This window comes from Acidobacteriota bacterium (assembly GCA_026393675.1).
GTDB lineage: Bacteria > Acidobacteriota > Vicinamibacteria > Vicinamibacterales > JAKQTR01 > JBAXOX01.
In genome coordinates this window covers 22,802-48,722 of record JAPKZQ010000017.1, presented here as the reverse complement: position 1 = coordinate 48,722, position 25,921 = coordinate 22,802, and the positions used below count along the sequence as shown (strand labels likewise).

Sequence of the window (25,921 nt, the reverse complement as noted above, 5' to 3'; positions counted from 1 at the left end):
CCTCCGCGTCCCCGCTCACGCAAGCCGGCAAAACGCGCCTTGCCGGGGTGTGTCGCCGATGTCGCGTGGGGACCCCCATCCCCACGCCTGTCTTGGCCCTCACGGCACGTTTTGCAGACTGCCGCCCTTCGACTTCGCTCAGGACTTCGCTGTCGGCTTGGTTCGAGGGGCCGCTCCGGAAGCCGTCCTCCCGTCGGCACGACTGTGCGCCGGTGCGGGTTGCTCCCGAACCCCGAATCCCCAATCCCTAACCCCTAATCCCCAACCCCGTGCCAGTACATCTCCCAGCCCAGGTACTTCGTGGCCGCTTCGTGCACGATGGCCGCGGTCGAGGAGAGGTTGGCCGCAACGTGGTGCTCGAAGCCGCGTTCGCAGATGAATCGCAGCAACTGCTGCATCCGCGGGATGTGCACGACGCCGGCGCCACCGAACGTCGTGAGCGGATCGTCGGTGAATGCGCCCTCGCCGACGTAGCCGCACACTCTGCCCGCGCGGTCGTCTGTCGAGACGCGCGCGAAGGTCATCGGCCCGCTCTTGACGCGGCCGACGCACGTGCCGAACGTGTTCTCTTTGCCGACCGTGCCCGCGATGATGGCCTGGTAATCCATCCGCGCTTCCGTGAAAAACGTCCTCGGCAGGTTGCTGCAATGGAAGCAGACGGCCTTGTCGGGATCCTCGCCGTAGTTGTTGTTCCAGTCGAGCAGCGCACTCGGCGTGCCGGAGGCGAGCCGGAGCGCGTGCATGGCGATCGTGCCGCAGATGTCGACCTCGCACGCGCTCGACATCAGCTCGTTGCTCATCATGCTCATCACCGTGCACGGCACCACCCCGAAGTACGTCTCGAGCGCCGTCCAGCACTGGAAGGCGCTTGCCGAGACGCCGGTCTCCTTCATCCATCCGTCGATGACGGCGCCGAGCTTGGCCATCTTGATGAGCGCGGCCCTCGGTGTGTCGAAGACCGGCACGTAGGCGGTGATGGCACCGAGCTTGGCCTGCGCCATCGGATCATCTTCCTTCAGCCGATCCACCCGGCCGAGGATTTCCGACAGGTCGACCGTTTCCACCGTGATGCCGCTCGCTTCGAGCAGTTTCTCGCTGTAGCGCACGGTGTTGAATGCCGCTGGCCTCGCGCCAATCGCGCCGACGCGCAGGTTCCGCATCCCGCGCACGACGCGGCAGACGCCGGCGAACCACTCGAGGTCCCGCCGGAAGGTCTCCGACTCGGGCGACTCGGTATGCAGCGTCGTCAGCGAGTAGGGAATGCCGTACTGCGTCAGGTTGTTGCAGGCCGACATCTTGCCGCAGAAGCTGTCGCGCCGGTCGGCGATGAGCATCCGGCCGGCCGAATCCGGCGTCGCCTGCACCAGCACGGGCACGCGCAAGCCGGCCAGCCGAAGCGTGTCGGCCACCGCCCGTTCGTCCCCGAAGTTCGGTAGCGTGACGATGATGCCGTCGATGTCATCGCGGTGCGACGCGAACAGCGCCGCACAGCGCTTGGCTTCTTCGTAGGTCTCCACCGCGCCGTGCTTCGAGTCGTCTGGCCCGAGGACCGTGGCGGAGATGCCGGCCCGTTCGAGGGCGGCCAGCATGTCTTCGCGGCCGGTCCTGGCGAGGTGATCGGGAAAGAATCCGCGGTTGCCGACGATGATGCCGAGCATGGGGCGAGTGTGTGCGGCTGCGCTCATGAGCGATACCTCCGGGGATGGTAGAAGTGGGTATACAGCGACCCGAGTCCAACCAGCAGCGCCCCCCACCAGATGCCCATGTGCAATTCGCCCAGCACCACCTCCCGCGCCGGCGGCACGTAGAGCTCGTAGAGACTGACGCCCAGAATCAGCAGACCGTAAGCGAACAACAGGAGGCCCACGAAAAACCAGATCGACAGCCGTCCATGTCCTTCACGCATGACGCCTCCTACCAGAAGATGATGTTGAGCAGGACGAACACGATGCCCACGACAACCGCCCAGAATCCCGGGCGCTTGATGAGCGGCAGGTCGCGGTCATGGGGAACCGTCGTGCAGCCGTAAACCAGCCCGTTCAGCTCGGCCTCCGGTTTCGGTCGCGTCGCCAGGCTCACCACCACGGTCACCACGACGCACACGATCCACGACCACAGCGCGCGGTACATGTTCTCGGCCATGTCCCTGGCGTTGCTCGAGAACGCAATGTAGTGGAGCGCGCTCGGATCCAGCTTCACCCAGGCCCACATGCCGATCGACGACAGCGTGCCGGTCAGCAGCCCCCAGAATCCTCCGGCAGGCGTCGCGCGTTTCCACAGCATGCCGAGCAGTACCGTGCCGAACAGGGGCGCGACGAAAAACGAGAACAGCGCCTGCACGTAGTCCATGATGCTCAAGAACTGCATCACCAGGTACGCGGTGCCGATGCTCACCAGCACGCCCAGGATGGTGCACCATCGGCCCATCGAGACGTAGTGGGCGTCACTGGCGTCTTTGCGGATCAGCGCCCTGTAAAGGTCGTAGGTCCACACCGTCGCGAACGCGCTGACGTTGCCGGCCATGCCCGACATGAACCCCGCGATGAGCGCCGTGATGCCGAGGCCCAGCAGGCCCGGCCCGCAGTACCGGGCCAGCATCAGCGGCAGCACTTCGTTGTAGCTGTGGCCGCCGCTGGCGATCGCCTGCGCCTCGCCCGTCAGCTTCATCGGCAGCAGCGCGAGGCCGAGCAGGCCCGGGAGGATGACAATCAACGGCACCATCATCTTGAAGCCGGCGCCGATGATCGGCGCCATCCTGGCTGAGCGCAAGTCTTTGGCGGCAAGCACGCGCTGCACGACGAGGAAATCCGTCGTCCAGTAGCCGAACGAGATCACCCACCCCAAGCCGAGCACGATGCCGGTCCAGTGGATGCCCATCGGATTGTCGGTAAACGATCCCATCGTGCGCCACATGTGGGTGTAGTCCTGGCCGGGGAAGTTCTGGGAGATGCGGGTGACCATGCCGTTCCATCCGCCTGTTTCCACCATGCCCAGGATCGGGATGAGCAGCGCGCCGAGCCAGATCAGCACGAACTGCAACACCTCGTTGAAGATGGCCGAGAACAATCCGCCCAGGCAGACATAGAGCGCCACCGTCAGCGATGACACCCAGATGCTGAAGTTAATGTCCCAGCCGAGGACGACCTTCATCACCAGCGCCATCGAGTACATGTTGATGCCGCTCATCAACACCGTCATGAGCGCGAACGACACGGCCGACAGCGCGCGGGACGGCTCGCCGAAGCGCAGCTTGAGATACCCCGGCACCGAGTGCGTCTTCGAGATGTAGTAGAACGGCATCATCACGAGGCCGAGAAACAGCATCGCGGGGATCGCGCCAATCCAGTACCAGTGCGTCGCGAGAATGCCGTACTGATACGCGGCCGCGGCCCAGCCCATCAACTCGAGCGCGCCGAGGTTGGCGGCCAGAAAACTCAGGCCGGCGACCCACGCGGTCATTTCGCGGCCCGCGAGGAAGAAGTCGTCTCCCGTCTTCGTGTACCGCTTCAGGTAGAACCCGATCGCGATCACCGCGGCGAAATACAGCGCGATAATCGCCATATCGACCGGTGCCAGCGCCAGCAGACGGTCGGGAACCGGTGGCAGCATTGAGGCGAGCGTTCTCATGCGGCAGATTCTATCCTGCCAGACCCCTAAAATGGTGACTATCCAGCCGGTTGGATCTGGAGGTGCCAGGGGCTGGCGCTGTGCTATATTTGCTGAGGACTGAGGAACTTAGCGGGCCGGCCCGCTTCATCGATTGGCGGTCCCTCGAGTGTCACCGGTGAAGACCGTTCGGAAAGCGGGCGCCGCGGCGTCCGATCTGTCGAATCGGCTTTGGCGTGTACAGCCAGATCTGCGCGCGTGTCTGCGACGAAACGACACGCTCGTCGAGGTGGTGCGCGCCTCGCACGGCGAGAATCGCCCGGCGACGGCGGCCCAGGTGTTGATCGAGCGCGTCAGCCGGTGGATGCCGGCGCCCATCTGGGGCGTCGTCCTCAACGAGGGGCCCGGGTCGGTGTCCCTTGTGGCGTCGACCGATGCAGACGATGGCTCACTGGCGGCGTTCCACACCGTGGGCGCGTGGATCACCGACCATGGCGAGGAGTTCTTCACGCGCGATCTGAGTTCCGATCCGCGCGTGAATCAGCCGGTGGTGGCGACGGTCATCGGGTTTCCACTTCTGGCTCGGGGACGGACCATTGGCGCGTTGGTTGGCCTCGATCGGACCGCCAGCCGCCTGGTTCCACGATTCGGGGCGGGGGTTCTGCCACTGCTGCAGCAGGTCCTCGAGCCGGTTGCGGTGGCCATCGACCAGGCGCAGCGGATTCAGCGGGTCGAGGCGCTGTCGGTGACCGATGACCTGACCGAGCTGTACAACTCGCGGTACCTCAAGGAGGCCTTGATCCGCGAGACGAAGCGGGCGGGCCGGTACGGCCGCACGCTGTCGGTGCTGTTCATCGATCTGGATGGCTTCAAGATGGTGAACGACCGGCACGGCCATCTGCTCGGGAGCCGGACGCTGGTCGAGGCGGCGATGGTGATCCGCGGGTGCGCGCGCGAGAGCGATGTGGTCGCCCGCTATGGCGGTGACGAATTCGTGGTGGTGCTGCCCGAGACGGCGAGTCCCGGCGCGGTGGTCGTCGCCAGGCGCGTGGGCCAGCGGCTGGCCTCGTACGCGTTCCTGGCGGCGCACCAGCTCAGTGTGCGGCTGACGGCGTCGGTCGGCATCGCGACGCTGCCGGGTGATGCGACCACCCCCGAGGATTTGCTCCATGCCGCGGATCTCGCCATGTACCGCGTCAAGGAGAACGGCAAGAACGGTATTCGCCTGGCCTCGCAGAACGAGGAAGGCCGCAAGGAGTGAGAGCGTTGGCGTTTCGTTCCCTGTTGTCGTTGTTTTCGAGCGACCTCGCCATTGATCTGGGCACGGCCAACACGTGCGTCTACGCGCGCGGCCGCGGGATCGTGGTGAACGAGCCCTCGATTGTGGCCATCAACAAGATCAACGGTAAGGTCGAAGCCGTCGGCCGCGAGGCCAAGGACATGCTGGGCCGGACGCCCGGCAACATCGTGGCGATCAAACCGATGAAGGATGGCGTGATCGCGGACTTCGAAGTGACCGAGAAGATGCTGACCTACTTCATCAAGAAGGCGCACAACGGCGCCATGTGGGTCAGACCCCGGATCGTCATCGGAGTGCCGTCCGAGATCACCCAGGTGGAGAAGCGCGCCGTCAAGGACAGCGCGTACCGCGCGAAGGCCAGCGAAGTGCATCTGGTCGAGGAAGCGATGGCGGCGGCCATCGGCGCGGGCATGCCCATCACCGAACCGACCGGCAACATGATCGTCGATATCGGCGGCGGCACCACCGACATCGCCGTCATCTCGCTGGCTGGAATCGTCTACAGCAAGGCGGTGCGCGTGGCCGGCAACGAGATGGACGAGGCCATCATTCAGTACATCAAGCGGAACTATAACCTGCTCATCGGGGAGCGGACGGCCGAACAGATCAAGATGGAGATCGGATCGGCCTTCCCCCTCGAAGAGCGTTTGACGATGGAGATCAAAGGCCGGCACCTGATCGAGGGCGTGCCGAAGACCATTACCATCAGCGACGAAGAGGTGCGCGAGGCGCTGGCCGAGACGGTCAACGTGATCATCGACGCCGTGCGCGTGGCGCTCGAGCGGACCCCGCCGGAACTCTCGGCCGACATCGTCGATCGCGGTGTCGTGATGACCGGGGGCGGGTCGATGCTCAAGAACCTCGACAAGCGGCTCCGCGAGCAGACCGGACTGCCGGTGGCGATGGCTGAGGATCCGCTGGCGTCCGTCGTGCTGGGCGCCGGCAAGATGCTCTCGGATTTCAACCTGCTGCGCAAGATCTCCATCGACTGACACGACGATTGGCCCGAGGCGCCCGGCCGAGCGTGGCTCGGGCGCCGTCGGTACCGCGGGCGGCGATAGATGGCCCTTCCCGACACCCGCCACCGCGTCCGCTATCTGTTTATAGCGGTCATGGTGGGTCATATCCTGCTCATCTCGACGCAGGTCAGTACGCGATCCGGCGTGTCGCTGCTGCAGGCGGCGCTGGCGTCCGGACTCACCGAAACGCAGCGGGGCGCCTGGGCCGTTGTCGGCGCCGGGCAGGCCGTCTGGGACGGCTATGTCGCGTTGTGGGGTGTCCGGGCGGACAACCAGCGGCTGAGCCAGGAGTTGGCGGATCTGCGCGTGCAGCTTCAGCAGGAGCGGGCCGCGTCGCAGACCGTGGAGCGTCTGCGGGCGCTGCTGGACCTGCGCGCCCGTGTCACGTGGAAGACGACCGGGGCCGACGTCATCGGCGGCAGCGTGTCGCCTGAGTTCCGGTCGATCGTGATTGATCGCGGCAGCGATGCCGGGCTGCGTCGTGACATGCCGGTGATCACGCCGGCGGGGCTGGTCGGACGCGTGGTGTGGCCCAGCGCGCACGCGGCGACCGTGCAGCTCATCGTGGACAAGAGTGCGGCGGCGGCCGTGATCGTGGAACCGTCCCGGGCACAGTGCGTGGTGCTCGGGAACGGCGATGGCACGCTGAGGCTCGACTACCTGGCGTCTTCCGCCGTTGTGCAGCGGGGCAATCAGGTGGTGACGGCCGGTGTCGACGGTGTCTATCAGAAGGGGATCGTGGTCGGGTACGTCGAGCGGGTCGGCCGGATCGTGATTCTGCGGCCGGCCGTGGATTTCACGAGCCTCGAATCCGTGCTGATCGTCGTCGAGCCGGCGCCCCAGCCAGCGCCGGTGCGTCCGCCGGCAGACGCGCAGGTCAGACAATGAAGGCCGTGCGCACCATCGCGGCCGTGGTGATCGCGCTCATGCTGCAGAGCGTGCTGGCTCGGATGACGGGGTCGTTTCGTCTGCCGGTCGATCTGGTCCTGGTGGCGGTGGTCACCACGGCGCTCCTCTACGGCCGGGTTGCCGGATTGCTCGGCGGCACGCTGGCCGGGTTGGCGCAGGATGGGCTGGTCGGCGGCGTGATGGGCATTGGCGGGATGGCGTTGAGCCTGGCGGGATTCCTGGCGGGTTACATCGGGACGCAGTTCATCGTGACGCAGACGATCCCGCGGTTCCTGTTATTTGCCGGCGCAACAGTGGTGCACGGCGCGGTGTTCATGGGGCTCTATCAACTGCTCGGCCTGCGCCAGTTCGACCAGCCGTACCTGGACCTGACGGTGCGGGCCCTGGTCAACGCAGTCGTGGGCATCGTGCTCTTCGGTCTCGTCGAGACCCTGCCGGGCCTGCCCGAACGCTGGCGGAACCGGCGCGAGCGTCGCCGGAAGGTGCGGTTTCACTGACGTATTATGGTGACCGGAACGGCCGATGGCCGGCGTCGAACGGCTCTGCGACTCACCGTGTTCTCGGTGGCGGTCAGTGTGTGCTTCGCCGCGCTGTGCGTGAGCTTCTGGTACATCCAGGTGCTGCACAACCAGATGTACCGGGAGATGGCGGAGGCCAATACCGAGCGGCGCATGGCGCTGCGCGCACCGCGTGGGATCCTGTTCGATCGCAGCGGTCGCGTGCTGGTCGAGAACCGCGATGCTTACGTGATCTCGATTCTCCGCGAGCACAGCAAGAATCTCGATCAGACCATGCAGTTGCTGGCCGCCGCCACCGGGGTTGCCGAGTCGCGGGTGCGAGACACGGTCGCGCGGCACATGAGCACACCGCGCTACCAGCCCATCGTCGTCATCGAGGACGCCTCGCTGGCGCAGGTGTCAGCCGTGCTGGCGCGGCGGCTGGACTTCGAATTGCCCGGGGTTGTCGTCCAGCGCGTGCCGACCAGGCGGTACCCGTCCGGCGGGCTTGCCGCTCACCTGCTGGGGTACGTGGGCGAAATCAGTGAAGCGCAGATGGCGTCTGAAGGGTTGCGCAGCGGATCGATGGTGGGGCAGTCTGGTGTCGAGAAGGCCTACAACAAGCTGTTGATGGGCACCGACGGCGAGCGGCGGGTGATGGTGAACAACGTGGGCCGCGAGATCACGACGCTGGCCGAAGCGCCTGCGGCCGAGGGGCGTCGGATTCAACTGACCATCGATTACGACCTGCAGCAGGCGGCCGAGGACGCCTTCCGCGTGTCCGGATACGCGGGAGCGGCCGTCGTGCTCGATCCGAGAAACGGGGAGGTTCTGGCGCTCGCCAGCGTGCCGTCCTACGATCCGAATGTCTTCGCGGCCGGGATCGACCCGGCCACCTGGAAGCGGCTCAATACCGATCGACTCCGGCCGCTGCAGAATCGCGCCACACAGGGCCGCTACTCGCCGGGCTCGACCTTCAAGGTCGTGGTCGCGACCGCGGCGCTCGAGGAAGGCATCATCACGCCGGATTTCAAGGTGACGTGCCACGGTGGAGCGACGTTCTTTGACCGGTTCTTTCAGTGCAGTGTGAAGAGCGGGCACGGCACCGTCGATCTGCGCCACGCCATCGAGCAGTCGTGCAACGTGTACTTCTACACCGTCGGCAATATGGTGGGCATCGACAAGATCCACAAGTGGGCGGAGGCCCTCGGCCTGACGGGCAAGACCGGGATCGACCTGCCGAACGAAGCCGAGAGCCTCGTGCCGTCGAGCGCGTGGAAGCGAGCGCATACCGGCGAGCGCTGGTATTCGGGCGAGACGATTTCGGTCGCTATCGGACAGGGCCAGGTGTCGGTGACGCCGATGTCGCTGGCCTTGACGTACGCCTCGGTGGCGAACGGCGGTACCCGGCTCACGCCGCGATTGGTGCGCGCCGTCAATGACGGTTCTGGATGGAAGACGCCACCCGCCGCAGACGCCGTCGTCGGCCAGGTGTTGAAACCGGAGACCGTGGCGGCGCTGCACGACGGGCTGTTTCTGGTCGTCAACGGCGCCGGGACGGGCGGACGGGCGCGCCTGGTCGGCTACGATGTCGCCGGCAAGACCGGCACGGCGCAGGTGATTTCGCTGCAGGGCGGGAAGCAGGCCGCAGGCCGAACCGACATGGACCTGCGCGATCACGGGTGGTTTGCGTTCTTCGCGCCCAAGGACAACCCCGAGGTGGCGGGCGTCGTGTTCGCCGAGCACGCGGGGCACGGGTCGAACGCGGCGCCGCTGGCCCGGCACATCATCGAAACCTATTTCGCAAAAAAGGCGGGGCGGCCGCTGCCGGTGCTGGCTCCGCCCGAACCGCCGCCGATCAAGGCCGCGGCACCTGGTGTCGCCGGGCAGGATCGTCCGCACTAGAGGGAGGCCATCGGCCAGTAATGTTCGATCGGCGTTTCTACCGGCATCTGGATTGGCCGCTCGTGGCGGCCGTGTACGCGCTGTGCGTCATTGGCGTGCTGATGATCTACAGCACGACAGGCGACGCGGCGCGCGCGGCCATGGCGCGCCTGTTTCTCGTGCAGATCTACGCCATCCTGATCGGGACGGTCGCCCTTGTCATCTGCCTGAGTGTCGACTATCGGTCACTGGCCGATCGCGCGCAGGTGATCTACGCGATTCTGCTTGGGTTCCTGGTCTACGTGCTCATCTTTGGCGTCGTGCGGGGCGGCGGCCGACGCTGGATTCCGCTGCCGCTGTTCAATCTCCAGCCGTCCGAGTTCGCCAAGATTGTGGTGGCGCTCCTGCTGGCCAGGCTGTTCGCGGCCAACCAGAAGCGAATCCCGTCCACCGGCAACCTGGTGGTGGGCGGAGTGATGACGGCGGTGCCGCTGCTGCTCATCTGGGCGCAGCCCGATTTCGGCACGCCGGTCACGCTGGTGTCGGTGCTGTTGGGCATCGCGTATGTCGCCGGCATGCGGCTGCGCGTGGCAGGCGTGCTGCTGGCATTGGCGATTGTCACCGCGCCCATCGTCTGGAACTACGCGCTCAAGGACTATCAGAAGGCGCGCGTCGTGACGTTCCTCGACCCGTGGCGTGATCCCCGCGGGAAGGGCTATCAACAGATCCAGGCACAGATCACCGTGGGCGCCGGCGGGCTGTGGGGGCAGGGCTTCCGAAAAGGTACGCAGGGACAGCTCAGCTTCCTGCCGGCGCGCCACAATGACTTCATTTTCTCGGTGCTGGCGGAGGAGCACGGCTTTGTCGGCGTGCTGGCTGTCCTCGGCCTGTACCTCTTCATCGTCGTACGGTCGATCGAGACGGCCAGGCTCGCCAACGACCGCCTGGGTACCTATCTCGTCGTGGGTGTACTGTCGAGCTTCACGTTCCAGGTGCTCTACAACATTTCGATGTCGGCGGGACTCGCGCCGGTCAAGGGACTCACGCTGCCGCTCATGAGCTACGGCGGCTCGTCCCTGATCGCGACGCTTGCCGGCTTCGGGCTCATCCTCAATGTGAGGATGCGGAGGTTTACCAACTCGTGAACAAGGAAATGATCATCACCTCGAACGGCCATCAGACCATGGTGGCCATTCTCGAGGACGACCAGGTTATGGAAGTGTCGGTCGAACGCGAACGACAGCGCGGGGTCGTCGGCAACATTTACAAGGGCCGTGTGTCGAAGGTGCTTCCCGGCATGCAGTCGGCGTTCGTGGACATCGGTCTCGAGCGCGATGGCTTTCTGTACGTGTCCGACGTCGTCGACACCATGGAGGCCTTCGAGCGCCTCGGCGTCGACGCCGAAGACGGAGACGAGGGGGCTCGCGAGGATGGCGGGGGCGACCAGGGCAAGGAGCATGAGCGCGGCGAGACGCCGAAGATCGAGACCCTGCTCAAGCAAGGGCAGGAGATTCTGGTCCAGATCGTCAAGGAGCCGCTTGGCACCAAGGGCGCACGGCTCACCTCGCACGCGACCATGGCGGGACGGTTTCTCGTGTTCATGCCGACCGTCGACCATATCGGCGTGTCGCGCAAGATCGAGTCGCGCGACGAGCGGTCGCGCGTGCGGGGCATCGTCAAGCAGTTCCGCGAGAAGGAAGGCTTCACTGGTGGCGTGATTATCCGCACGGCGGCCGCCGGCCGCCCGCAGGAGGATCTGACGAACGATCTGGTGTACTTCCAGCGGATCTGGGGCGAAATCCGTCAGCGCGTCGACTCGTCTCGCTGTCCGGCGGTGGTGTACCGGGAGCAGGGGCTCGTGTCGAAGCTGGTTCGCGACCTGCTGACCGACGAGTACTCCGCCATCCGGGTCGACGACCCCGCCGAGTTCCAGAACGTCAAGGAACAGGTGCAGCGCTTCATGCCGGCGCTGGCCGGGCGCGTCAAACACTACACGAAGGACTTTCCGATCTTCGAGGAATACGGCGTCCAGTCAGAAATCGACAAGGCGCTGCGCAGCAAGGTCTGGCTGAAATCAGGCGGCTACATCGTCATCAATCAGACGGAAGCGCTCGTGGCGATTGACGTCAACACGGGTCGATTCGTCGGCAAGCGCAACGATCGGCTCGAGGACACGATCGTCAAGACGAACCTGGACGCGGTGAAAGAGATTGTCCGGCAGGTTCGGTTGCGCGATCTGGGCGGTATCATCGTGCTCGACTTCATCGACATGGAGGAGCGCAAGAACCGCACGAAAGTGGCGCAGGCGCTCGACCAGGAGTTGCGGCGCGACCGGTCGCCGTCGAAGGCCGTGCAGGTGTCGGATTTCGGGTTGATCATCATCACGCGCAAGCGGGTCAAACAGAGCCTCGAACGCGTCATGACCGATCCGTGTCCCTATTGCTCGGGCACCGGCGTGATCAAGTCTGCCGCGACGATCTGCTACGAGATCCTCGATGAGGTGCGGAAGGTCGGCGCCGAACTGGACGGTCCGGGGCTGGTGCTGCGGGTCAATCCGGAGATCGCCAAGGCCCTCCGGGAGGAGGAGTCCGCAGTGCTGCGCGAGTTGCAGGACACGCTCGGCAAGACCGTGTCGATCAAGCCCGACCTCCACCTGCATCACGAGCAGTTTGACGTGATGGCGATTTGATGTGACCCCGCCATCGTCAACCGCCCTCGCGTTGCTGGCGCCCGTCCTGACACCACGCGGTCACCTGTTGCTGACAGAGGGTGGCGAGCCACCAGGCACGGACCGCGATGTCGCCACGCGACTGCTCGATGCCTTCAGCAGAGGATCGGGTGAGGGACTCCTGCAGCTCGGAGCCGGAGAAGTCGGGACGACACTGTCCCCCGTGCTGGCCTACTGGCGGGATTTCGCCACACAGTTCGTCACAGCGATCTGTGCGCATCCTGACGCGCACGTCAGTCAACGCGCCGATAACGATCACGCTCCAGACGACGCGGCGGCTGGCCGGTTTGGTATTGCGACGCCAGAGGACGTCGTCCTCAGCAATATCGTCGCCGCAGCGCCGCCGATGGCGGGCGCCGAGTATCTGACGACCACGGTGCTCCGCAGCCTGTGGGGCGCCATCGAGACAGCGTTTGCCCGCCGGATCGCCACGACGACCACCAGTATCCAGGACGCATTGCAGGTGTTCAACCCCGCCTGGAACACCGTTGGCCGCGTGTGCTTCCACCTCGCCGAAAATCGCAAGGACCCGGAAGCGCCCTTCGCGTTTCTCGCCACCTACACACACGGCCTATCCGCTCAGGCGAAACCCCAGCATCTCCCGCTCGGCCAGGCATTGCGCGAGTACGCCGGTGCGGCCAACAAGACGCGCCTGCTCTCGCTGCTGCTACCCGTCCAGCGCGCCGCCGAACGATGCGCGTGGCTGAAGTCGATGGTCGACCAGGGCGAGATCTTTCACCCGCTGCGCTGGACGCCGCGCGAGGCGGTCACCTTCCTTCGCGACGTTGAGGCGCTGGAACAAGCCGGCGTCGTGGTCCGCGTACCGGCGAACTGGAAGAGCGGCCGGCCGCCGCGCCCTCAGGTGACCGCCACGGTGGGCGCGAAGGCGCCCGGTGGCCTCGGCCTGGACGCGTTGCTCGATTTCCAGATGGAGGTGACGCTCGATGGTGAGCCCCTGACGCCGGCCGAGATTCGTGCGGTGCTCGATGGTGTGGAGGGGCTGGCGCTTCTTCGTGGCAAGTGGGTGGAGGTCGATCGCGAACGCCTGCGCGGCATGATTGACCAGTTCCGCCGGATCGATCGCGCGGCCAGCACAAACGGGGTCACCTTCGCCGAGGCCATGCGTCTGCTCGCGGGAACCGGCGCGCCGGCCAGCGAGAGCGCCAGGGCAGACGGCGGTGAGTGGGCGGGCGTCGTCGCGGGTCCGTGGCTTGCGCACACGCTTCAGACCTTGAGCGGGCCGGAGGCGCTCGCGCGGATAAACCCGGGCACGGATCTGCGCGGCACGCTGCGCCCCTACCAGCAGGTGGGTCTACGGTGGCTGCACCTGCTGTCGTCGCTCGGCCTCGGGGCGTGCCTCGCCGACGACATGGGACTCGGCAAGACGATCCAGGTGCTGGCACTCCTGCTCGTGCTGAAGCGACACGCCGGGTCCGTCTCGGGTGACGGCCCCAGCCTGCTCGTTGCACCCGCATCGCTGCTGGCCAACTGGGCCGCCGAGATCGCGCGATTCGCGCCGACGCTGACGGCCATCATCGCCCACCCGTCTGCCATGCTGCCCGACGAGTTGAAGTCGATTGACCAGACCCGACTGCGCAAGGCGGACGTGGTCATTACCAGCTACGGATCGGTCCGAGCGCTGCCCTGGTTGGCCGTTGCCGATTGGAACATGGTGATCATCGATGAAGCCCAGGCGATCAAGAATCCTGAGGCGAAACAGACCCGGGCCGTCAAGGCGCTGCACGCGCGTACGCGCATCGCCCTCACCGGTACGCCGATTGAGAATCGCCTGGGCGATCTCTGGTCGATCTTCGATTTCATCAACCCCGGGTTGCTGGGTTCCGCGAAACAGTTCACCGCACTCACCAAGCGCCTCGCCGACCGGCCGCACAACGCGTACGGTCCACTGCGCGAGTTGGTGCGGCCCTACATCCTTCGCCGGTTGAAGACCGATGCGTCGGTCATCTCGGATTTGCCCGAGAAGACCGAAGTGAATGCATATGCCCTTCTCAGCCGGAAGCAGGCTGCGCTCTATGAGCAGGCGCTGCGCGACCTGCGCGACGGCCTCGAGCGGGCCGATGGCATGGCGCGTCGAGGGCTCGTGCTCGCGTCGCTGATGCGCCTCAAACAGATCTGCAATCATCCCTCGCAATGGTTGGGCGACGGGGCCTGGAACGCAGCCGACAGCGGCAAGTGGGCCCGGCTGACCGAAATTGCTGAGGTCGTGGCGGCGCGCCAGCAGAAGGTGCTCATCTTTACCCAGTTCCGCGAGATCACGGCGCCACTCGCTGCGCACCTTGGGACAGTGTTCGGGCGACCTGGCCTGGTCCTGCATGGCGGCACACCGGTAAGAGCCAGACGCGATCTGGTGACACGGTTCCAGGACGATGAAACCGTGCCGTTCTTCGTGCTGTCGCTCAAGGCGGGTGGCAGTGGACTCAACCTTACGGCGGCTTCACACGTGGTACATTTTGACCGTTGGTGGAATCCGGCCGTTGAAGATCAGGCCACCGATCGCGCGTTCCGAATCGGCCAGACGCGTAACGTGCTGGTGCACAAGTTCGTGTGCCGCGGAACGGTCGAGGAACGCATCGACGAGTTGATCGCGTCAAAACGCGGGCTCGCCAGGGACCTGCTGGAGGGCGGCGGCGATCTGCTGCTCACCGAAATGAACAACGAAGAACTGCTGCGGCTTGTCGCACTCGACGTCAACGCGGCGCTCAAGGAGGGATAGTGGCGCGATACGACTACGACGACTACGGGTGGCGGCCGTACGTGACACGGGCGGAACGGCGTCGACAGGCGCTTCGGACACAGAAGGCCTTGCGTAAGTCCGGGAAGGCCGTCTCGCCGATCGAGATCGTCGGGCGCAGGATCGCGACCACATTCTGGGGCGGCGCGTGGTGCGACAACCTCGAGCGCTACAGCGATTTTGCCAACCGGCTGCCGCGCGGGCGTACCTACGTGCGCAATGGTTCGGTCATCGATCTGCAGATCGCCGCCGGTCAGGTGACGGCTCTCGTCAGCGGATCGGACGTCTATTCCGTGATGGTGACGGTGGCGAAAGTGCCGGCCTCGCGGTGGAAGACCATCTGCCGCCACTGCGCCGGCGGGATCGATTCGCTGGTCGAACTGCTGCAGGGACGGCTGTCCACGGCGGTGATGGAGCATCTCTGTAAACAGGGTACGGGACTGTTTCCCACGCCGCACGAGATCGAATTCACATGCAGCTGTCCAGACTGGGCATCGATGTGCAAGCACGTCTCCGCGGTGCTCTATGGCGTCGGCGCGCGACTTGACCATCAGCCGGCGCTGTTGTTCCGGTTGCGCCAGGTCGACGAGCAGGATCTGCTCGCACGGGCCGGCACCGATGTGCCGCTCTCGAAGATGCGGCCGGCCTCGTCTAAGATACTGGCTGACGAGGATGTGGCCGGGGTGTTCGGGGTGGAACTGGCACGAGCAGCGCCGATCCAGGCACTACGGCGCAGCCGGGCACCGAAGACGACGCAGGCCGCGAAGTCGTCGGACCAAATCGGTCGGAAGAGTGGGCCGGCTGGAGCCAAATCGTCCGTCAGCCCTACGCCTGCAGAACCACCAAAGCGGTCGAAACCGTCGGCGACGGCCGCTGGGCGCCGACGGGTGACCCCAACTGCGAAGATGAGCGCTGCAGCAAGAAACGCCGTGTCCGAACGGATGAAACGATATTGGCAGGAGCGGCGGCGCCAGATTGGGTCGAGCGGGAAGTCCTGAAGACATGGAGGCTTTGCGCCGAACCACCCAGGCCTTCACGGGAATCGCCGCCAACAGCGATGCTGCCCTTGTTCGGTTCGTCGATCTGGGCGGATGCCGGTATCGCAGCCGCGACGACCAGCGGAATCAGCAGGCCGCAGGCCCATGACAGACGCATACGGGAACACTCCCCCCTCATGAGAGCAGTATCGGCCAGTCGGAGGCGACGGGATAGGCTTGCACCCTGGGATCGCCACGCTCCAGCGTGGCTCTTTCTTGGGCCGGGCTATCCGCCTCCGCGCGTAGCGCTACGGCGAGACCTCGACGAAGCTCAACGAGCGAAGTCGGGGAGCCCGTCCTTCGGCGTTGCTCAGGACGCCCCGAGCACGGTCGAGGGGCGGCGATCCCAGGAAAACGCCTGCCACAATCCGTGAGACAAGGGCTTTACTTGAGGCGTTCGAGTTCGCCGAGGGGGAGCGGATGCGACGGCAGCACATCAGTCGTGCTGTCGCGAGGGTTCCACCCGAGGCGGATGATGGTGACTTCCACCGAGCGGCGGCCGAAGCGCAGGGCTTCCGTGCAACTCCACATGTAGATGTCGATGTGGCGTCCCTGGATCATGGGGCCTGTGTCCATGATGGTGTAGACGCCGGAGTAGGGCGGCTCGGCCAGCATTTGGATGACCGATCCGACAGGCAGCAGCACCGGGTCGGCGGCGGCGATCCCGGTGCGGGGCCATACGCCAGAGGCCGTCAGGGCGCCCTGGCAATAGGCCGTGGCGCTGAACCGCAGCCTCGCGCCTGCCGCGGGCAACGCCGTCGATTCGCGAAGTACCGCCTGCCTGGCGGCATAGCGGGAGTCGAAGATTGTGACCTCGTACACCGCGACGAAAAAGAACGCGGCGAGCGCGGTGACGACGATCTTCTGCCAGCCCGATCGCGACAGCATCAGCGCGACTCCGTCGACGCGACCGCGTGCGTCCGCAGATGAAGGTGTGTTCGGCCGGCGACGATGGCGGGCAGCGCCATTAGATACGCCAGGGCGGCCAACAGTACGGCGCCGATGAGGCCAAGGATGGTGTGCAGGCCGAAGAACGGGGAAAAGCCCCAGAACACGCCGACCGCGAAGGCCGCCGCCGTCCGCTGCGGCGAGTCGTGAATGTGCAGCAGCGCTTCGATCCACTTGCGGAGCAGGGCGCGCGCGACGTGGATCATCTGAAGTGCTCGTACCCGGCCGGCACCGGCGATTCGCCCCAGGCCGTTTTCAGGCGGACCGTCCGGGACGCGGTGACCGTGCCGATCCGGGTCAATGCCAGAGGCCCGAGCGTTTGCCGCACGGACCTGAGCCTCGCGCGCTGGCGGGCATTGACCGTGAACAGCAGTTCGTAATCGTCGCCGCCGCGGATGGCTGCGATGACGGGATCGGCCTGGTGCGCCACAAACCACTCGCGCGCGTCAGCCGCCACCGGCAGGGCCTGTCCGTCGACGACAAGGCCTGCCTCCGAGGCGAGCGCGAGTTGGTGAAGGCCATCGGCCAGTCCGTCACTTAGATCGATGCATGCCGACGCCGCGCCGTTGCTGGCGAGCAGGAGTCCGAGGCGGACCCGTGGTTCGGGCCGGAGGTAGGCCTCTTCACACGCGGTCATCGCGTGGGCGGTTCTCGCGCCCGAGGCGAGCGAGGCCAGCCCCGCTGCGGCCGAGCCCACCTGACCGCTGACCCACACCTCGTCTCCGGAGCGCGCACCCGACCGTGTCAGGAACTTCCTCCGATGGACCGAACCCACGGCGGTGATACTGATGCAGAGCGGACCAGGTGTTCTGGTGATATTGCCGCCGACCAAGGCCACCTTGTGCCGGGCGGCCAGTGCCAGCAGGCCATCGACGATGGCCGTCAGATCGGATAGTAGAAGGTCCGCCGGAAGTACCAGCGAGAGCAGCGCCACACGCGGGCGGGCTCCCATCGCGGCCAGGTCGCTCAGGTTGACGGCCAGCGCACGATGACCGATGGCGTCGGGCGGGGTAAACGCCCGATCGAAGTGGACGCCGTCGACAAGCGCGTCCGTCGTGAACACGTCCAGCGAGCGCGGCTCGGGCTCGACCACGGCGGCGTCATCGCCAATGCCGAGCGTGACCCACGACGGGGCCGGAGGCACACGCGTCCGGATCAGATCGATCAGCGCGTGCTCGCCGGTCGCCGCGACGCTATTTGGCGTACTCAACGGCCCGGGTCTCTCGAATGACGGTGACCTTGATCTGGCCTGGGTACTCGAGTTCGTTTTCGATGCGCCGCGCGATGTCTTTCGAGAGCCAGATCGCTTCCTCGTCGGTGATCTTTTCGCTTTCGACCATGATCCGGATCTCGCGGCCGGCCTGCAGCGCAAACGCCTTCGACACGCCCTTGAACGAATCGGCGATGCCTTCGAGCTTCTCGAGCCGCTTGACGTACGATTCGAGAATGTCGCGCCTGGCGCCAGGCCTCGCGGCCGAGATCGCGTCGGCCGCCTGGACGATCATCGCTTCGAGCGACGGCCAGTCGACGTCCATGTGGTGCGCGGCCACCGCGTCGAGCACGGCCGGCTGTTCGCCGTGCTTGCGGAGGAACTCGAGCCCGATCTCGAGGTGCGTGCCCTGCATCTCCCGATCGATGGCCTTGCCGATATCGTGCAGGAACGCCGCACGCACCGTCAGCGGCGTGCGCAATCCGATTTCGCGGGCCATCGTGCCAGCCAGGAAGGCCACTTCCTTCGAGTGGTCCAGCACGTTCTGTCCGTAGCTGGTCCGGTACTTCAGCCGGCCCATCAGCTTCAGCACCTCGGGGTGCAGATCGTGCAGGCCGAGTTCAAAGGCGGCGGCTTCGCCCTCGCGCCGGACTTCCTCATCGAGCTCGGCCTTGACCTTCTCGACCACCTCCTCGATCCGTGCCGGGTGGATGCGGCCGTCGGCGATCAGGCGCTCGATGGCGCGCTTGGCGATCTGGCGCCGGTACGGATCGAAGCCCGAGAGGATGATCGCGCCCGGCGTGTCATCGACAATCAAGTCGACGCCGGTGGCGATCTCCAGTGCCCGGATATTGCGGCCCTCGCGGCCGATGATGCGTCCCTTGAGGTCGTCGCTCGGCAGGTCGACCACCGACACGGTGGTTTCGACGGCGTGCTCGGCGGCGCTCCGCTGGATCGCTTCGGTGATGATCTGGCGGGCCTTCGCCGCGGCGCTCTCGCGGGCTTCGGCCTCGAGGCGCTTCACCAGGTTGGCGGCGTCCCGTTTCGCGTCGCTTTCAATCTGCTTGAGCAACAGCTCGCGGGCCTCGTCGGCTGTCAGCCCGGCCACACGCTGCAATTCGCGCTGCTGATCCGCCACCAGCGCCTGGTACTTCGCGGCCGCCTCGGTGCTGGCCTTGTCCCGCTTTTGCAGCGCCTGCTCCTGTGTGCGAAGTTCCTTCTCCCGATGTTCGAGGAGCGTGGCCCGTTCGGTGAGCTTTTCCTCGCGGCGATTGAGCGTCTGCTCGATCCCGGCCAACTGCTGGCGGCGTTCGCGCGCCTGACGCTCGGCCTCGACCACCAGTTCGTGCGTCCGCTCCTTGGCTTCGAGCAGCGCTTCCTTCTTCTTGTTCTCGGCCTCGCGCCCGGCGTCCCGCACGAGGCTGGCCGCCTTTTCCTCGGCGCGTCCCACGATTTCGACGGCCGCACGCTTCCGATTCCCGAACCACACGAACAGGCAAATCGTGCCAACCGCCGCGGTAATCAAGGCGTTGACGAACCAGAACACTTCATTCATGCCGCGTCCTTTCGAGATCCCCCGGGGGCGGGGATCTCGCGGGGGCTACGCGCCCTGGCGGGTGTGGCAACCCCGCGGCGATGGCAGCCGTGGTGGGCTAGATGGATAAAAGGCCCCGCTTTGCCGTGTGGAGAGGTCGATGAACCTGCCATTAGCAGGTGGAACCGCTATGAGAGCCGGGCTTCAGGCTTCCTCTCGCAGAGGCATGCACACCGCTCGGCATCGCAGCTCCTTGTGTGAAACGTTGGCTCAAACGAGCCTCCGACCATCACGCACAAAGCAGGGCACCCAAGTTCAAGTCTGGATGGATCTTAGAACGGGGGGAGGTGGGGGTCAAGCGCCCCGTACCGCTTCAGCCGGCGAGCGTTTCGTCTATTAACTGTTCCAGGCTGGCCAGCCGCGCGGCCACTTCGGCCTCGTGGCTCTCGGCGGGGCCCCTGAGCCGGAACACCTCGTCGGCGATGTTGAGGGCGGCCACGACGGCCACGCGCGCCGAATCGGTTTCCGACGTCATGCCGGCGGCCGCCCGCATCTTCTCGTCCACGAAACTGGCAAGCTGCTGGATGTACGCGGCATCCAGCGTGCCGCGGATCGGGTACCGCTGCCCGAGAATCTCGACGGGTACCACGACATCAGCCATGGCGGCTACAGGTTAAGGTCCTCGATCTGCGCCAACAGCGAGCTGACGCGCGTGCGAATCACCTCGCGCTCGTCCTTGAGCGCGGCGATCTCGGCGCTGGCCTCGCCCGCCTCCTTGAGGCGGGTCCTGGTTTCGTCGAGTTCGCGGGTGGCCCGTTGGAGCGCGTCGGCCGTCTGCGCCTGTTCGCTGCGCATCCGGCCGACCAGAGCCACGAGCAATCTCACCTTGTCTTCAAGCCGATCGAGCGCCTCGGTGACGACCGGCCGTTCTGTCTTTGCCATAGCTGCTCCGCCGCCTGTCGTTTCGGCGCTATGCCTTCGCCTTGGTGGTCTTCGCCTTCGCCGTGGTGGCCTTCGGCTTCGCCGGCGCCGCAGGCTTGGGCGCTGCTGCCGGCTTGGGCGCGGCGTCCGACGCGCGGCGCGCCTGATCGAGCACCGTCTTGAAGCCGGGCTTGTCGTTGACCGCCAGCTCCGCGAGGTGCTTCCGGTCGATCGTGATGCCGGCCAGCGTCAGTCCATGCACCAGTTCCCGATATGTCCAGTTGTGTTCGCGGGCCGCGGCGTTGATGCGGACGATCCACAGCCGGCGATAATCCCGCTTCTTGTTGCGACGACCGACAAACCCGTATCCCAGGGCCTTGTCGACCGCCTCTTTGGCGGCTCGGTACAGCTTGCTCTTGTTGAGGAAGAACCCTTTGGCGCGTCCCAGTAGCCGTTTACGCTTGGCTCTCCGGACGGTGCCACGCTTGACTCTCGGCATTATTGCCTCTCTTCAGCCACTACATGTTCAGTGGACCATGGGCGGGGCATCGGTGGCCCCAGCCCGTTACAGGACCGACATCGATCGCGGGGGGTGGCAACCCCGAGTCAAAGATGCGGCCCCAACTCTGCGTGCGCCCTGCGCTTACTTGTACGGCAGCATCTTCTCCAGCGTCGCGTGGTCGGCTTCCGAGACCACGGTGGCCTTCGACAGTTGCCGCTTGCGCTTGGTCGTCTTGCTCCCCAGCAAATGACGCTTGAATGCGGAGTGGCGCAGGAACTTGCCAGACGCCGTCTTCTTGAACCGCTTGGCGGCGCCGCGATGGGTCTTGATCTTCGGCATAACGTCTCTACTCTCCTGTCGTCTGACGATTGGTGGCCCGCCCGCCTATGCCCTTCGATTCATAAGCTCGGCAACGAACTTATTCACTCAGGACGTCGTGCTGAGCGAGCATGATTCACTTAATCGATTCGCCAGAATACGCAACGGTATTCGCGAGTCGAAGCACTATGCGTCCGGACCGACATCCTCGGATTTGGGCTCCACCCCGGCTTCGGCCGGCACGTCTTCGACGACCGGCACCTCTTCGACGACCGGCGCGGCTTCGACGACCGGCGCGGCTTCGACGATCGGCACGGCTTCGACGATCGGCACGGCTTCGGCCTGGACCGCCGCCGGGCGGGGGGCCGGTCGTGGGGCGGCGGCCTGCTTGGGTCCGCTGCCCGCGCGCCTGGCCAGAATCACGTGCATCGTGTTGGCCTCTCGCCGAGGCATGTTCTCGGCCACGGCCTCGTGACCCAACTCCTCGATCAGCCGTTCGAGGATACGCAGCCCGATCTCGGGGTGCGCCATCTCGCGGCCGCGGAAAAAGATCGTGGCCTTCACCTTGTCGCCGTCCGCCAGGAAGTTCTCGATGTGCTTCTTCTTGAACTGGTAGTCGTGCTCGTCGACCTTGGGACGGAACTTGATCTCCTTGACCTCGATCACCTTCTGGTGCTTCCGAGCCTCGCGGGTGCGCTTCTGCTCCTGGTATTGGTACTTCCCGAAATCCATGATTCGGCACACCGGCGGGGTGGCCGCTGCGGCCACCTCGACCAGGTCCAGACCTTTGGAGCGCGCCAGCGCCAGCGCCTGCGGCGGAGGCATGATGCCCAACTGAGCGCCGGTGTCGTCGATCACCCGGATTTCGCGGACGCGGATGCGTTCGTTGGTACGGGTGCGTTCTTCACGGCGCGGACCAGAACGTTCAAAAGCGATATGCGCCTCCCCTTACAATGCCTGGGGCTCGTGCCCCTTGCGGCGGATTTCTTCCCGGGCCGCGTCGACAAACGCGTCGAGAGCGCGCGGACCCAGGTCTCCGGCGGCGCGACTTCGCACCGCCACGGTGCCTTCGGCCATCTCGCGATCGCCGACCACGAGCATGTAGGGCACCTTTTGCAGCTGCGCCTCGCGGATCTTGTACCCGATCTTCTCTTGGCGGTCGTCCAGCTCCACGCGTAGCCCGGCCGCCACCAGTGTATCCCGCACGCCGGCAGCGTACGCCATGTGCCGATCCGCGATCGGCAGCACGATGGCCTGCACCGGCGCCACCCAGAGCGGGAACGCGCCGGCATAGTGCTCGATCAACAAGGCGATGAAGCGCTCGAAACTGCCGAAGATCGCCCTGTGGATCACCACCGGGCAGTGTTCGGTGTTGTCGGCCCCGATGTACTTCAGGTCGAAGCGCTGCGGCAACTGGTAGTCGAGCTGGATAGTGGCGCACTGCCACTTGCGGCCGATCGCATCCATCACATCGAAGTCGATCTTCGGCCCGTAGAACGCGCCGTCGCCCGCATTGATGTCGTAGGGCAGTCCAACCGCATCCAGCGCCCGCTTGAGCTCGGACTCGGCGTGATCCCAGGTGGCCACTTCGCCCAGGAACTGCCCGGGCCGCGTCGACAGCTTCATCTGCACGGTCAACCCGAAGTCGCCGTACACGCGCTGCACCAGTCGCAGCAGCCGCTCGACCTCTTCGCCAATCTGCGACTCCATCACGAAGATGTGCGCATCGTCCTGCGCGAACTGCCGGACGCGAGTCAGTCCGGAGAGCACGCCCGACGGTTCGTTGCGGTGCAGCGGGGTTTGCTCGTGAAGGCGCAGCGGAAGATCGCGATAGCTGCGCGTGCCGGTGCCAAACACGAGCATGTGGCCCGGGCAGTTCATCGCCTTGACGCCCATCTGCTGGCCTTCGGATTCGACCAGGAACATGTGCTCCCGGTAGTGCTGCCAGTGGCCGGAGGTTTCCCAGAGCGCCTTGTTATAGATGAGCGGCGTCTTGACCTCGACATAGCCGGCGGGGAACAGCACTTCGCGCATGTAGTTGGCGAGTTGGTGGTAGAGCGTCGTGCCCTTCGACAGCCAGAACGCCGCGCCCGGCGCCCACGGGTGGAAGGTGAACAGTCCCAGCTCGCGGCCGAGCTTGCGATGGTCGCGCTTCTTCGCTTCCTCGATCCGCAGCAGGTACGCCTTCAGGTCGGCGTCGCTCGAAAACGCCGTTCCGTAGATACGCTGCATCGGCTGGCCGGACGCGTCGCCCTTCCAGTACGCGTTCGAGGTGCTCAGCAGCTTGAACGCCTTCAGCTTGTTCGCGGACGGGACGTGCGGGCCGGTGCAGAAATCGGTGAACACATCGGCGATGGCGTAGCAGGACACCGTCGCGCCGCCCTTTTCCTCGATGAGCTGGACCTTGAGCGGTTCGCCGCGTTGGGCGAAGTACGCCTTGGCCTCGTCTTTGGGCAGCAGCTGTCGTTGGTAGCGGAGGTCGCGCGAGGCGAACTCCCGCATCTTCGCTTCGATGGCCTCGAGGTCCTCGGGCACAAACGGGCGATCCACGACGAAATCGTAGAAGAAGCCGTCGTCGGTGGCGGGTCCGATGCCGCACTGGGCGCCCGGAAACAGGTTGGTCACCGCAGCGGCCATCAGGTGCGCGGTCGAGTGACGGTACAGGTTGAGCGCTTCCGGGCTGTCCGCCGTCACGATCCGGATCGACTGGTCGGCCTCGATCGCGCTCGACAGGTCGACGAGCCGGTCGTCGACAACTGCGGCCAGGGCAGACTTCGCCAGCCTCGGCGAAATCGATGCCGCAAACTCGCTGATGCGAGTGCCTCGTGTGACTCCCCGGCTCGATCCGTCCGGGAGTGTAACCGTAATCTGATCCATCAATTGATCGGCACGTCCCGCCCCTTGCGAGGGGCCCGGCTCCTCACCCCAGTCGACCTGTCTGCCACAAGGACGTGGGGAAATGGTAGGCACGAGCGGACTCGAACCGCTGACCTCCTGCGTGTCAAGCAGGCGCTCTAACCAGCTGAGCTACGCGCCTAATCATCGGAAAGACAAGGCTTACCGGACCAGCCAGTATAGCAACCGGCTTGCAGATCAGTCAACGCGAAGGAGGGGCTTCGAGGTGGGTTCCCGGCCCTGCCGACCAGTGCTGGATGGACCCGTTGTGGGCCCGAACCGGCAGGACCGGGGTGTCCCGAACGCTGCAGCGCAACGCCGTTATTTGACGGCGTCTTTCAGGGCCTTGCCAGCCGAGAAGCGCGGCACGCGGCGCTTCGCGATCTTGATGGGGGCGCCGGTGCGCGGGTTGCGGGCGGTGCGCGCCTTGCGCTGCGACGTCTTGAACGTGCCGAAGCCCACGAACGACACGGTGTCGCCCTTCTTCAGCGCGATCTTAATCGTGGCGAGCGTGGCTTCCAGCATCTTGCCGGCAGCCGCCTTGGTCGCGCCCGTCTCTTTCACGAGCTTGGCAATAAACTCCTGCTTGTTCATCTGTCCTCCTCAACTGGACCCTGCTGGGGTGGGATTACCGCTCCCACTGCGCCGTCGCGTTTATACGCAACGTGTACTGGCGTGTCAAGCGATTTACGACGATAGCCGGCTGCCAAGCCGCTCGACCGCCTTGTCGAGCGTCGCATCAGCAGCTGGAGGCTCCGCGCCAAACTCGATATCGGGCTGTTCAATCGCCACGTCTGGCTGCAGTCCGCGTTCGTGGATCGGGTTCCCGGCCGGTGTCAGGTACCAGGCGTAGGACATCCACAGCGCGCTGCCGTCGGGCAGCGCGAACAGCCGTTGCTGCGCGGCCCGGCCTCCGGTTCGCTCGCCGAACAGCTCCGCGCGTTTCTGCCCGGCCAGCGCCGAGGCAAACAACTCCGCCGCACCGGTGGTACCGATATCCACCAGCAGCGCCAGCGGCACGGCCAGGCTGCCGTCGCCCGTTGCGGCCACCATCGTCTGGCGGCTCGTGCCACGCGTGTCCTGCATCGCCAGCGTGCCCGACGCGACAAACAGCCGCGCCGTCGCAATGCCGGAGAGCAGCGGACCCCGCGCCGTGTTGCGCAGGTCGAGGACGAGCGCCTTCGCTCCGCTTTTCTGCAGTTGCACGATAGAGGTGCGCAGCGCCGATGGTGTCTGGTCCGTGAACTCGGCAATCCGAATGACGCCCACACCATGGCCCGCCATCTTCGAGGTCAGCGGAGCCGGCGTCATCGCTTCGCGCGTGAGGCTGACCACGTGCGGATCGGCCGCATTCCCCCGGATGATCGTGACGCTCACCGGCGTGCCCGGCGTGCCGCGCAGTTTGCGTATGCCTTCCCAGACCGACATCTCCCGGGTCGGCTGTCGATCGATCAGGCGCACGAAGTCCCCCGAGCGCAGGCCAGCCCTGGCGGCCGGCGATCCGTCCCGAACGGCGATGATCCGGAGGTAGTACTGCCGCGTCAGATCCACGCCAACATCGCCCGCCGGCAGCGGCGCGCCGGATTCAACGGCCTTCACTTCGTCGGCTGTGAGGAACGCGCTGTCGGCGTCGAGCGAATCCGCCAGGCCGTGCATCGCGCCGTGCATCAGCTTGTCGACGTCGACCGGTTCGACATAATTGCCCGTCGTCAGACTGAACACGTCGTCGAACACCCGCAGGTGAGGATAGGTTTCCTGACGAGCTGATGTCCGGCCCAGCAGACTGCCCACCACGGCAAATGCCAGGACGGGGGCTGAGATCAGGACAACAGCGATGCGGGTGCGCGTAGTCATGATGAAG

General features: G+C 65.7%; 24 protein-coding genes, 1 tRNA gene and 1 other RNA gene. 9 read left to right on the top strand and 17 right to left on the bottom strand.

Annotated elements, in window-relative coordinates; all coding sequences use genetic code 11:
- Positions 1-254: 254 nt before the first annotated feature.
- Genes NT151_06490 through NT151_06480 form a run of 3 tightly spaced genes read right to left on the bottom strand, consistent with a single transcriptional unit; the run spans position 255 to position 3,627 of the window.
- The gene (locus tag NT151_06490) at positions 255-1,685 is read right to left on the bottom strand and encodes an L-fucose/L-arabinose isomerase family protein (GenBank protein MCX6538568.1); all 1,431 of its coding nucleotides are present in this window, start codon (positions 1,683-1,685) and stop codon (positions 255-257) included.
- Positions 1,682-1,906: a hypothetical protein gene (locus NT151_06485; protein MCX6538567.1), complete on the bottom strand. Its 225-nt coding sequence runs from the start codon at positions 1,904-1,906 to the stop codon at positions 1,682-1,684. The genes NT151_06490 and NT151_06485 overlap by 4 nt, the downstream gene beginning before the upstream one ends.
- A gap of 8 nt (positions 1,907-1,914) precedes the next feature.
- Complete coding sequence (locus NT151_06480) at positions 1,915-3,627, bottom strand: sodium:solute symporter family protein (GenBank protein ID MCX6538566.1); 1,713 nt, start codon at positions 3,625-3,627, stop codon at positions 1,915-1,917.
- Between the two features lie 157 nt (positions 3,628-3,784).
- On the opposite strand from NT151_06480, the gene NT151_06475 reads away from it, so the two are divergent.
- The 9 genes from NT151_06475 to NT151_06435 all read left to right on the top strand — a co-directional run bounded on the left by NT151_06475 (position 3,785) and on the right by NT151_06435 (position 15,693).
- Complete coding sequence (locus NT151_06475) at positions 3,785-4,867, top strand: sensor domain-containing diguanylate cyclase (protein MCX6538565.1); 1,083 nt, start codon at positions 3,785-3,787, stop codon at positions 4,865-4,867.
- Between the two features lie 20 nt (positions 4,868-4,887).
- Entirely contained in the window at positions 4,888-5,898 is a 1,011-nt protein-coding gene (locus tag NT151_06470; protein ID MCX6538564.1) for a rod shape-determining protein, read from the top strand.
- 69 nt (positions 5,899-5,967) lie between these two features.
- A complete protein-coding gene (locus NT151_06465) occupies positions 5,968-6,813 on the top strand; it encodes a rod shape-determining protein MreC (protein MCX6538563.1) in 846 nt (281 codons plus the stop codon).
- Positions 6,810-7,331 carry a rod shape-determining protein MreD gene (mreD, locus tag NT151_06460; GenBank protein ID MCX6538562.1) on the top strand — a complete coding sequence of 174 codons (522 nt, stop codon included), beginning with the start codon at positions 6,810-6,812 and terminating at the stop codon, positions 7,329-7,331. Before NT151_06465 ends, mreD begins: the two co-directional genes overlap by 4 nt.
- A 6-nt stretch (positions 7,332-7,337) precedes the next feature.
- The gene (gene mrdA / locus NT151_06455; protein ID MCX6538561.1) at positions 7,338-9,236 is read left to right on the top strand and encodes a penicillin-binding protein 2; all 1,899 of its coding nucleotides are present in this window, start codon (positions 7,338-7,340) and stop codon (positions 9,234-9,236) included.
- Between the two features lie 20 nt (positions 9,237-9,256).
- Positions 9,257-10,360 carry a rod shape-determining protein RodA gene (rodA, locus tag NT151_06450; GenBank protein ID MCX6538560.1) on the top strand — a complete coding sequence of 368 codons (1,104 nt, stop codon included), beginning with the start codon at positions 9,257-9,259 and terminating at the stop codon, positions 10,358-10,360.
- A complete protein-coding gene (locus NT151_06445; GenBank protein ID MCX6538559.1) occupies positions 10,357-11,904 on the top strand; it encodes an Rne/Rng family ribonuclease in 1,548 nt (515 codons plus the stop codon). The genes rodA and NT151_06445 overlap by 4 nt, the downstream gene beginning before the upstream one ends.
- Position 11,905: 1 nt before the next feature.
- Positions 11,906-14,677 carry a DEAD/DEAH box helicase gene (locus tag NT151_06440; protein MCX6538558.1) on the top strand — a complete coding sequence of 924 codons (2,772 nt, stop codon included), beginning with the start codon at positions 11,906-11,908 and terminating at the stop codon, positions 14,675-14,677.
- Positions 14,677-15,693 (top strand): hypothetical protein, encoded by a 1,017-nt coding sequence (locus tag NT151_06435; protein MCX6538557.1) that lies wholly within the window; start codon positions 14,677-14,679, stop codon positions 15,691-15,693. Before NT151_06440 ends, NT151_06435 begins: the two co-directional genes overlap by 1 nt.
- Before the next feature lie 423 nt (positions 15,694-16,116).
- Here NT151_06435 and NT151_06430 read toward each other — a convergent pair whose 3' ends face one another.
- From NT151_06430 to NT151_06365, 14 genes are all read right to left on the bottom strand, one after another.
- The gene (locus tag NT151_06430) at positions 16,117-16,620 is read right to left on the bottom strand and encodes a 3D domain-containing protein (protein MCX6538556.1); all 504 of its coding nucleotides are present in this window, start codon (positions 16,618-16,620) and stop codon (positions 16,117-16,119) included.
- Entirely contained in the window at positions 16,620-16,886 is a 267-nt protein-coding gene (locus NT151_06425; protein MCX6538555.1) for a DUF2062 domain-containing protein, read from the bottom strand. The genes NT151_06430 and NT151_06425 overlap by 1 nt, the downstream gene beginning before the upstream one ends.
- Positions 16,883-17,890, bottom strand: coding sequence for a thiamine-phosphate kinase (thiL, locus tag NT151_06420; GenBank protein MCX6538554.1), 1,008 nt, complete (start codon positions 17,888-17,890; stop codon positions 16,883-16,885). The genes NT151_06425 and thiL overlap by 4 nt, the downstream gene beginning before the upstream one ends.
- Positions 17,874-19,445, bottom strand: coding sequence for a ribonuclease Y (gene rny, locus NT151_06415; GenBank protein MCX6538553.1), 1,572 nt, complete (start codon positions 19,443-19,445; stop codon positions 17,874-17,876). Before rny ends, thiL begins: the two co-directional genes overlap by 17 nt.
- A 108-nt stretch (positions 19,446-19,553) precedes the next feature.
- A non-coding RNA gene (gene ssrS, locus NT151_06410) (6S RNA) lies at positions 19,554-19,734 on the bottom strand.
- Positions 19,735-19,797: 63 nt separating this feature from the next.
- Positions 19,798-20,085 carry a cell division protein ZapA gene (locus NT151_06405; GenBank protein MCX6538552.1) on the bottom strand — a complete coding sequence of 96 codons (288 nt, stop codon included), beginning with the start codon at positions 20,083-20,085 and terminating at the stop codon, positions 19,798-19,800.
- Between the two features lie 5 nt (positions 20,086-20,090).
- Entirely contained in the window at positions 20,091-20,366 is a 276-nt protein-coding gene (locus NT151_06400) for a hypothetical protein (protein MCX6538551.1), read from the bottom strand.
- 28 nt (positions 20,367-20,394) lie between these two features.
- On the bottom strand, positions 20,395-20,844 hold the full coding sequence (gene rplT, locus NT151_06395; protein MCX6538550.1) for a 50S ribosomal protein L20: 450 nt from the start codon (positions 20,842-20,844) through the stop codon (positions 20,395-20,397).
- Positions 20,845-20,988: 144 nt separating this feature from the next.
- Complete coding sequence (gene rpmI, locus NT151_06390) at positions 20,989-21,186, bottom strand: 50S ribosomal protein L35 (GenBank protein ID MCX6538549.1); 198 nt, start codon at positions 21,184-21,186, stop codon at positions 20,989-20,991.
- Positions 21,187-21,351: 165 nt separating this feature from the next.
- Positions 21,352-22,101: a translation initiation factor IF-3 gene (gene infC, locus NT151_06385; protein ID MCX6538548.1), complete on the bottom strand. Its 750-nt coding sequence runs from the start codon at positions 22,099-22,101 to the stop codon at positions 21,352-21,354.
- 12 nt (positions 22,102-22,113) lie between these two features.
- Positions 22,114-24,042 (bottom strand): threonine--tRNA ligase, encoded by a 1,929-nt coding sequence (gene thrS / locus NT151_06380; GenBank protein ID MCX6538547.1) that lies wholly within the window; start codon positions 24,040-24,042, stop codon positions 22,114-22,116.
- Between the two features lie 83 nt (positions 24,043-24,125).
- Positions 24,126-24,202: transfer RNA gene (locus tag NT151_06375), tRNA-Val, on the bottom strand.
- 179 nt (positions 24,203-24,381) lie between these two features.
- The gene (locus NT151_06370) at positions 24,382-24,654 is read right to left on the bottom strand and encodes an HU family DNA-binding protein (protein MCX6538546.1); all 273 of its coding nucleotides are present in this window, start codon (positions 24,652-24,654) and stop codon (positions 24,382-24,384) included.
- Between the two features lie 93 nt (positions 24,655-24,747).
- Positions 24,748-25,914 carry a S41 family peptidase gene (locus NT151_06365; GenBank protein MCX6538545.1) on the bottom strand — a complete coding sequence of 389 codons (1,167 nt, stop codon included), beginning with the start codon at positions 25,912-25,914 and terminating at the stop codon, positions 24,748-24,750.
- Positions 25,915-25,921: the final 7 nt, after the last annotated feature.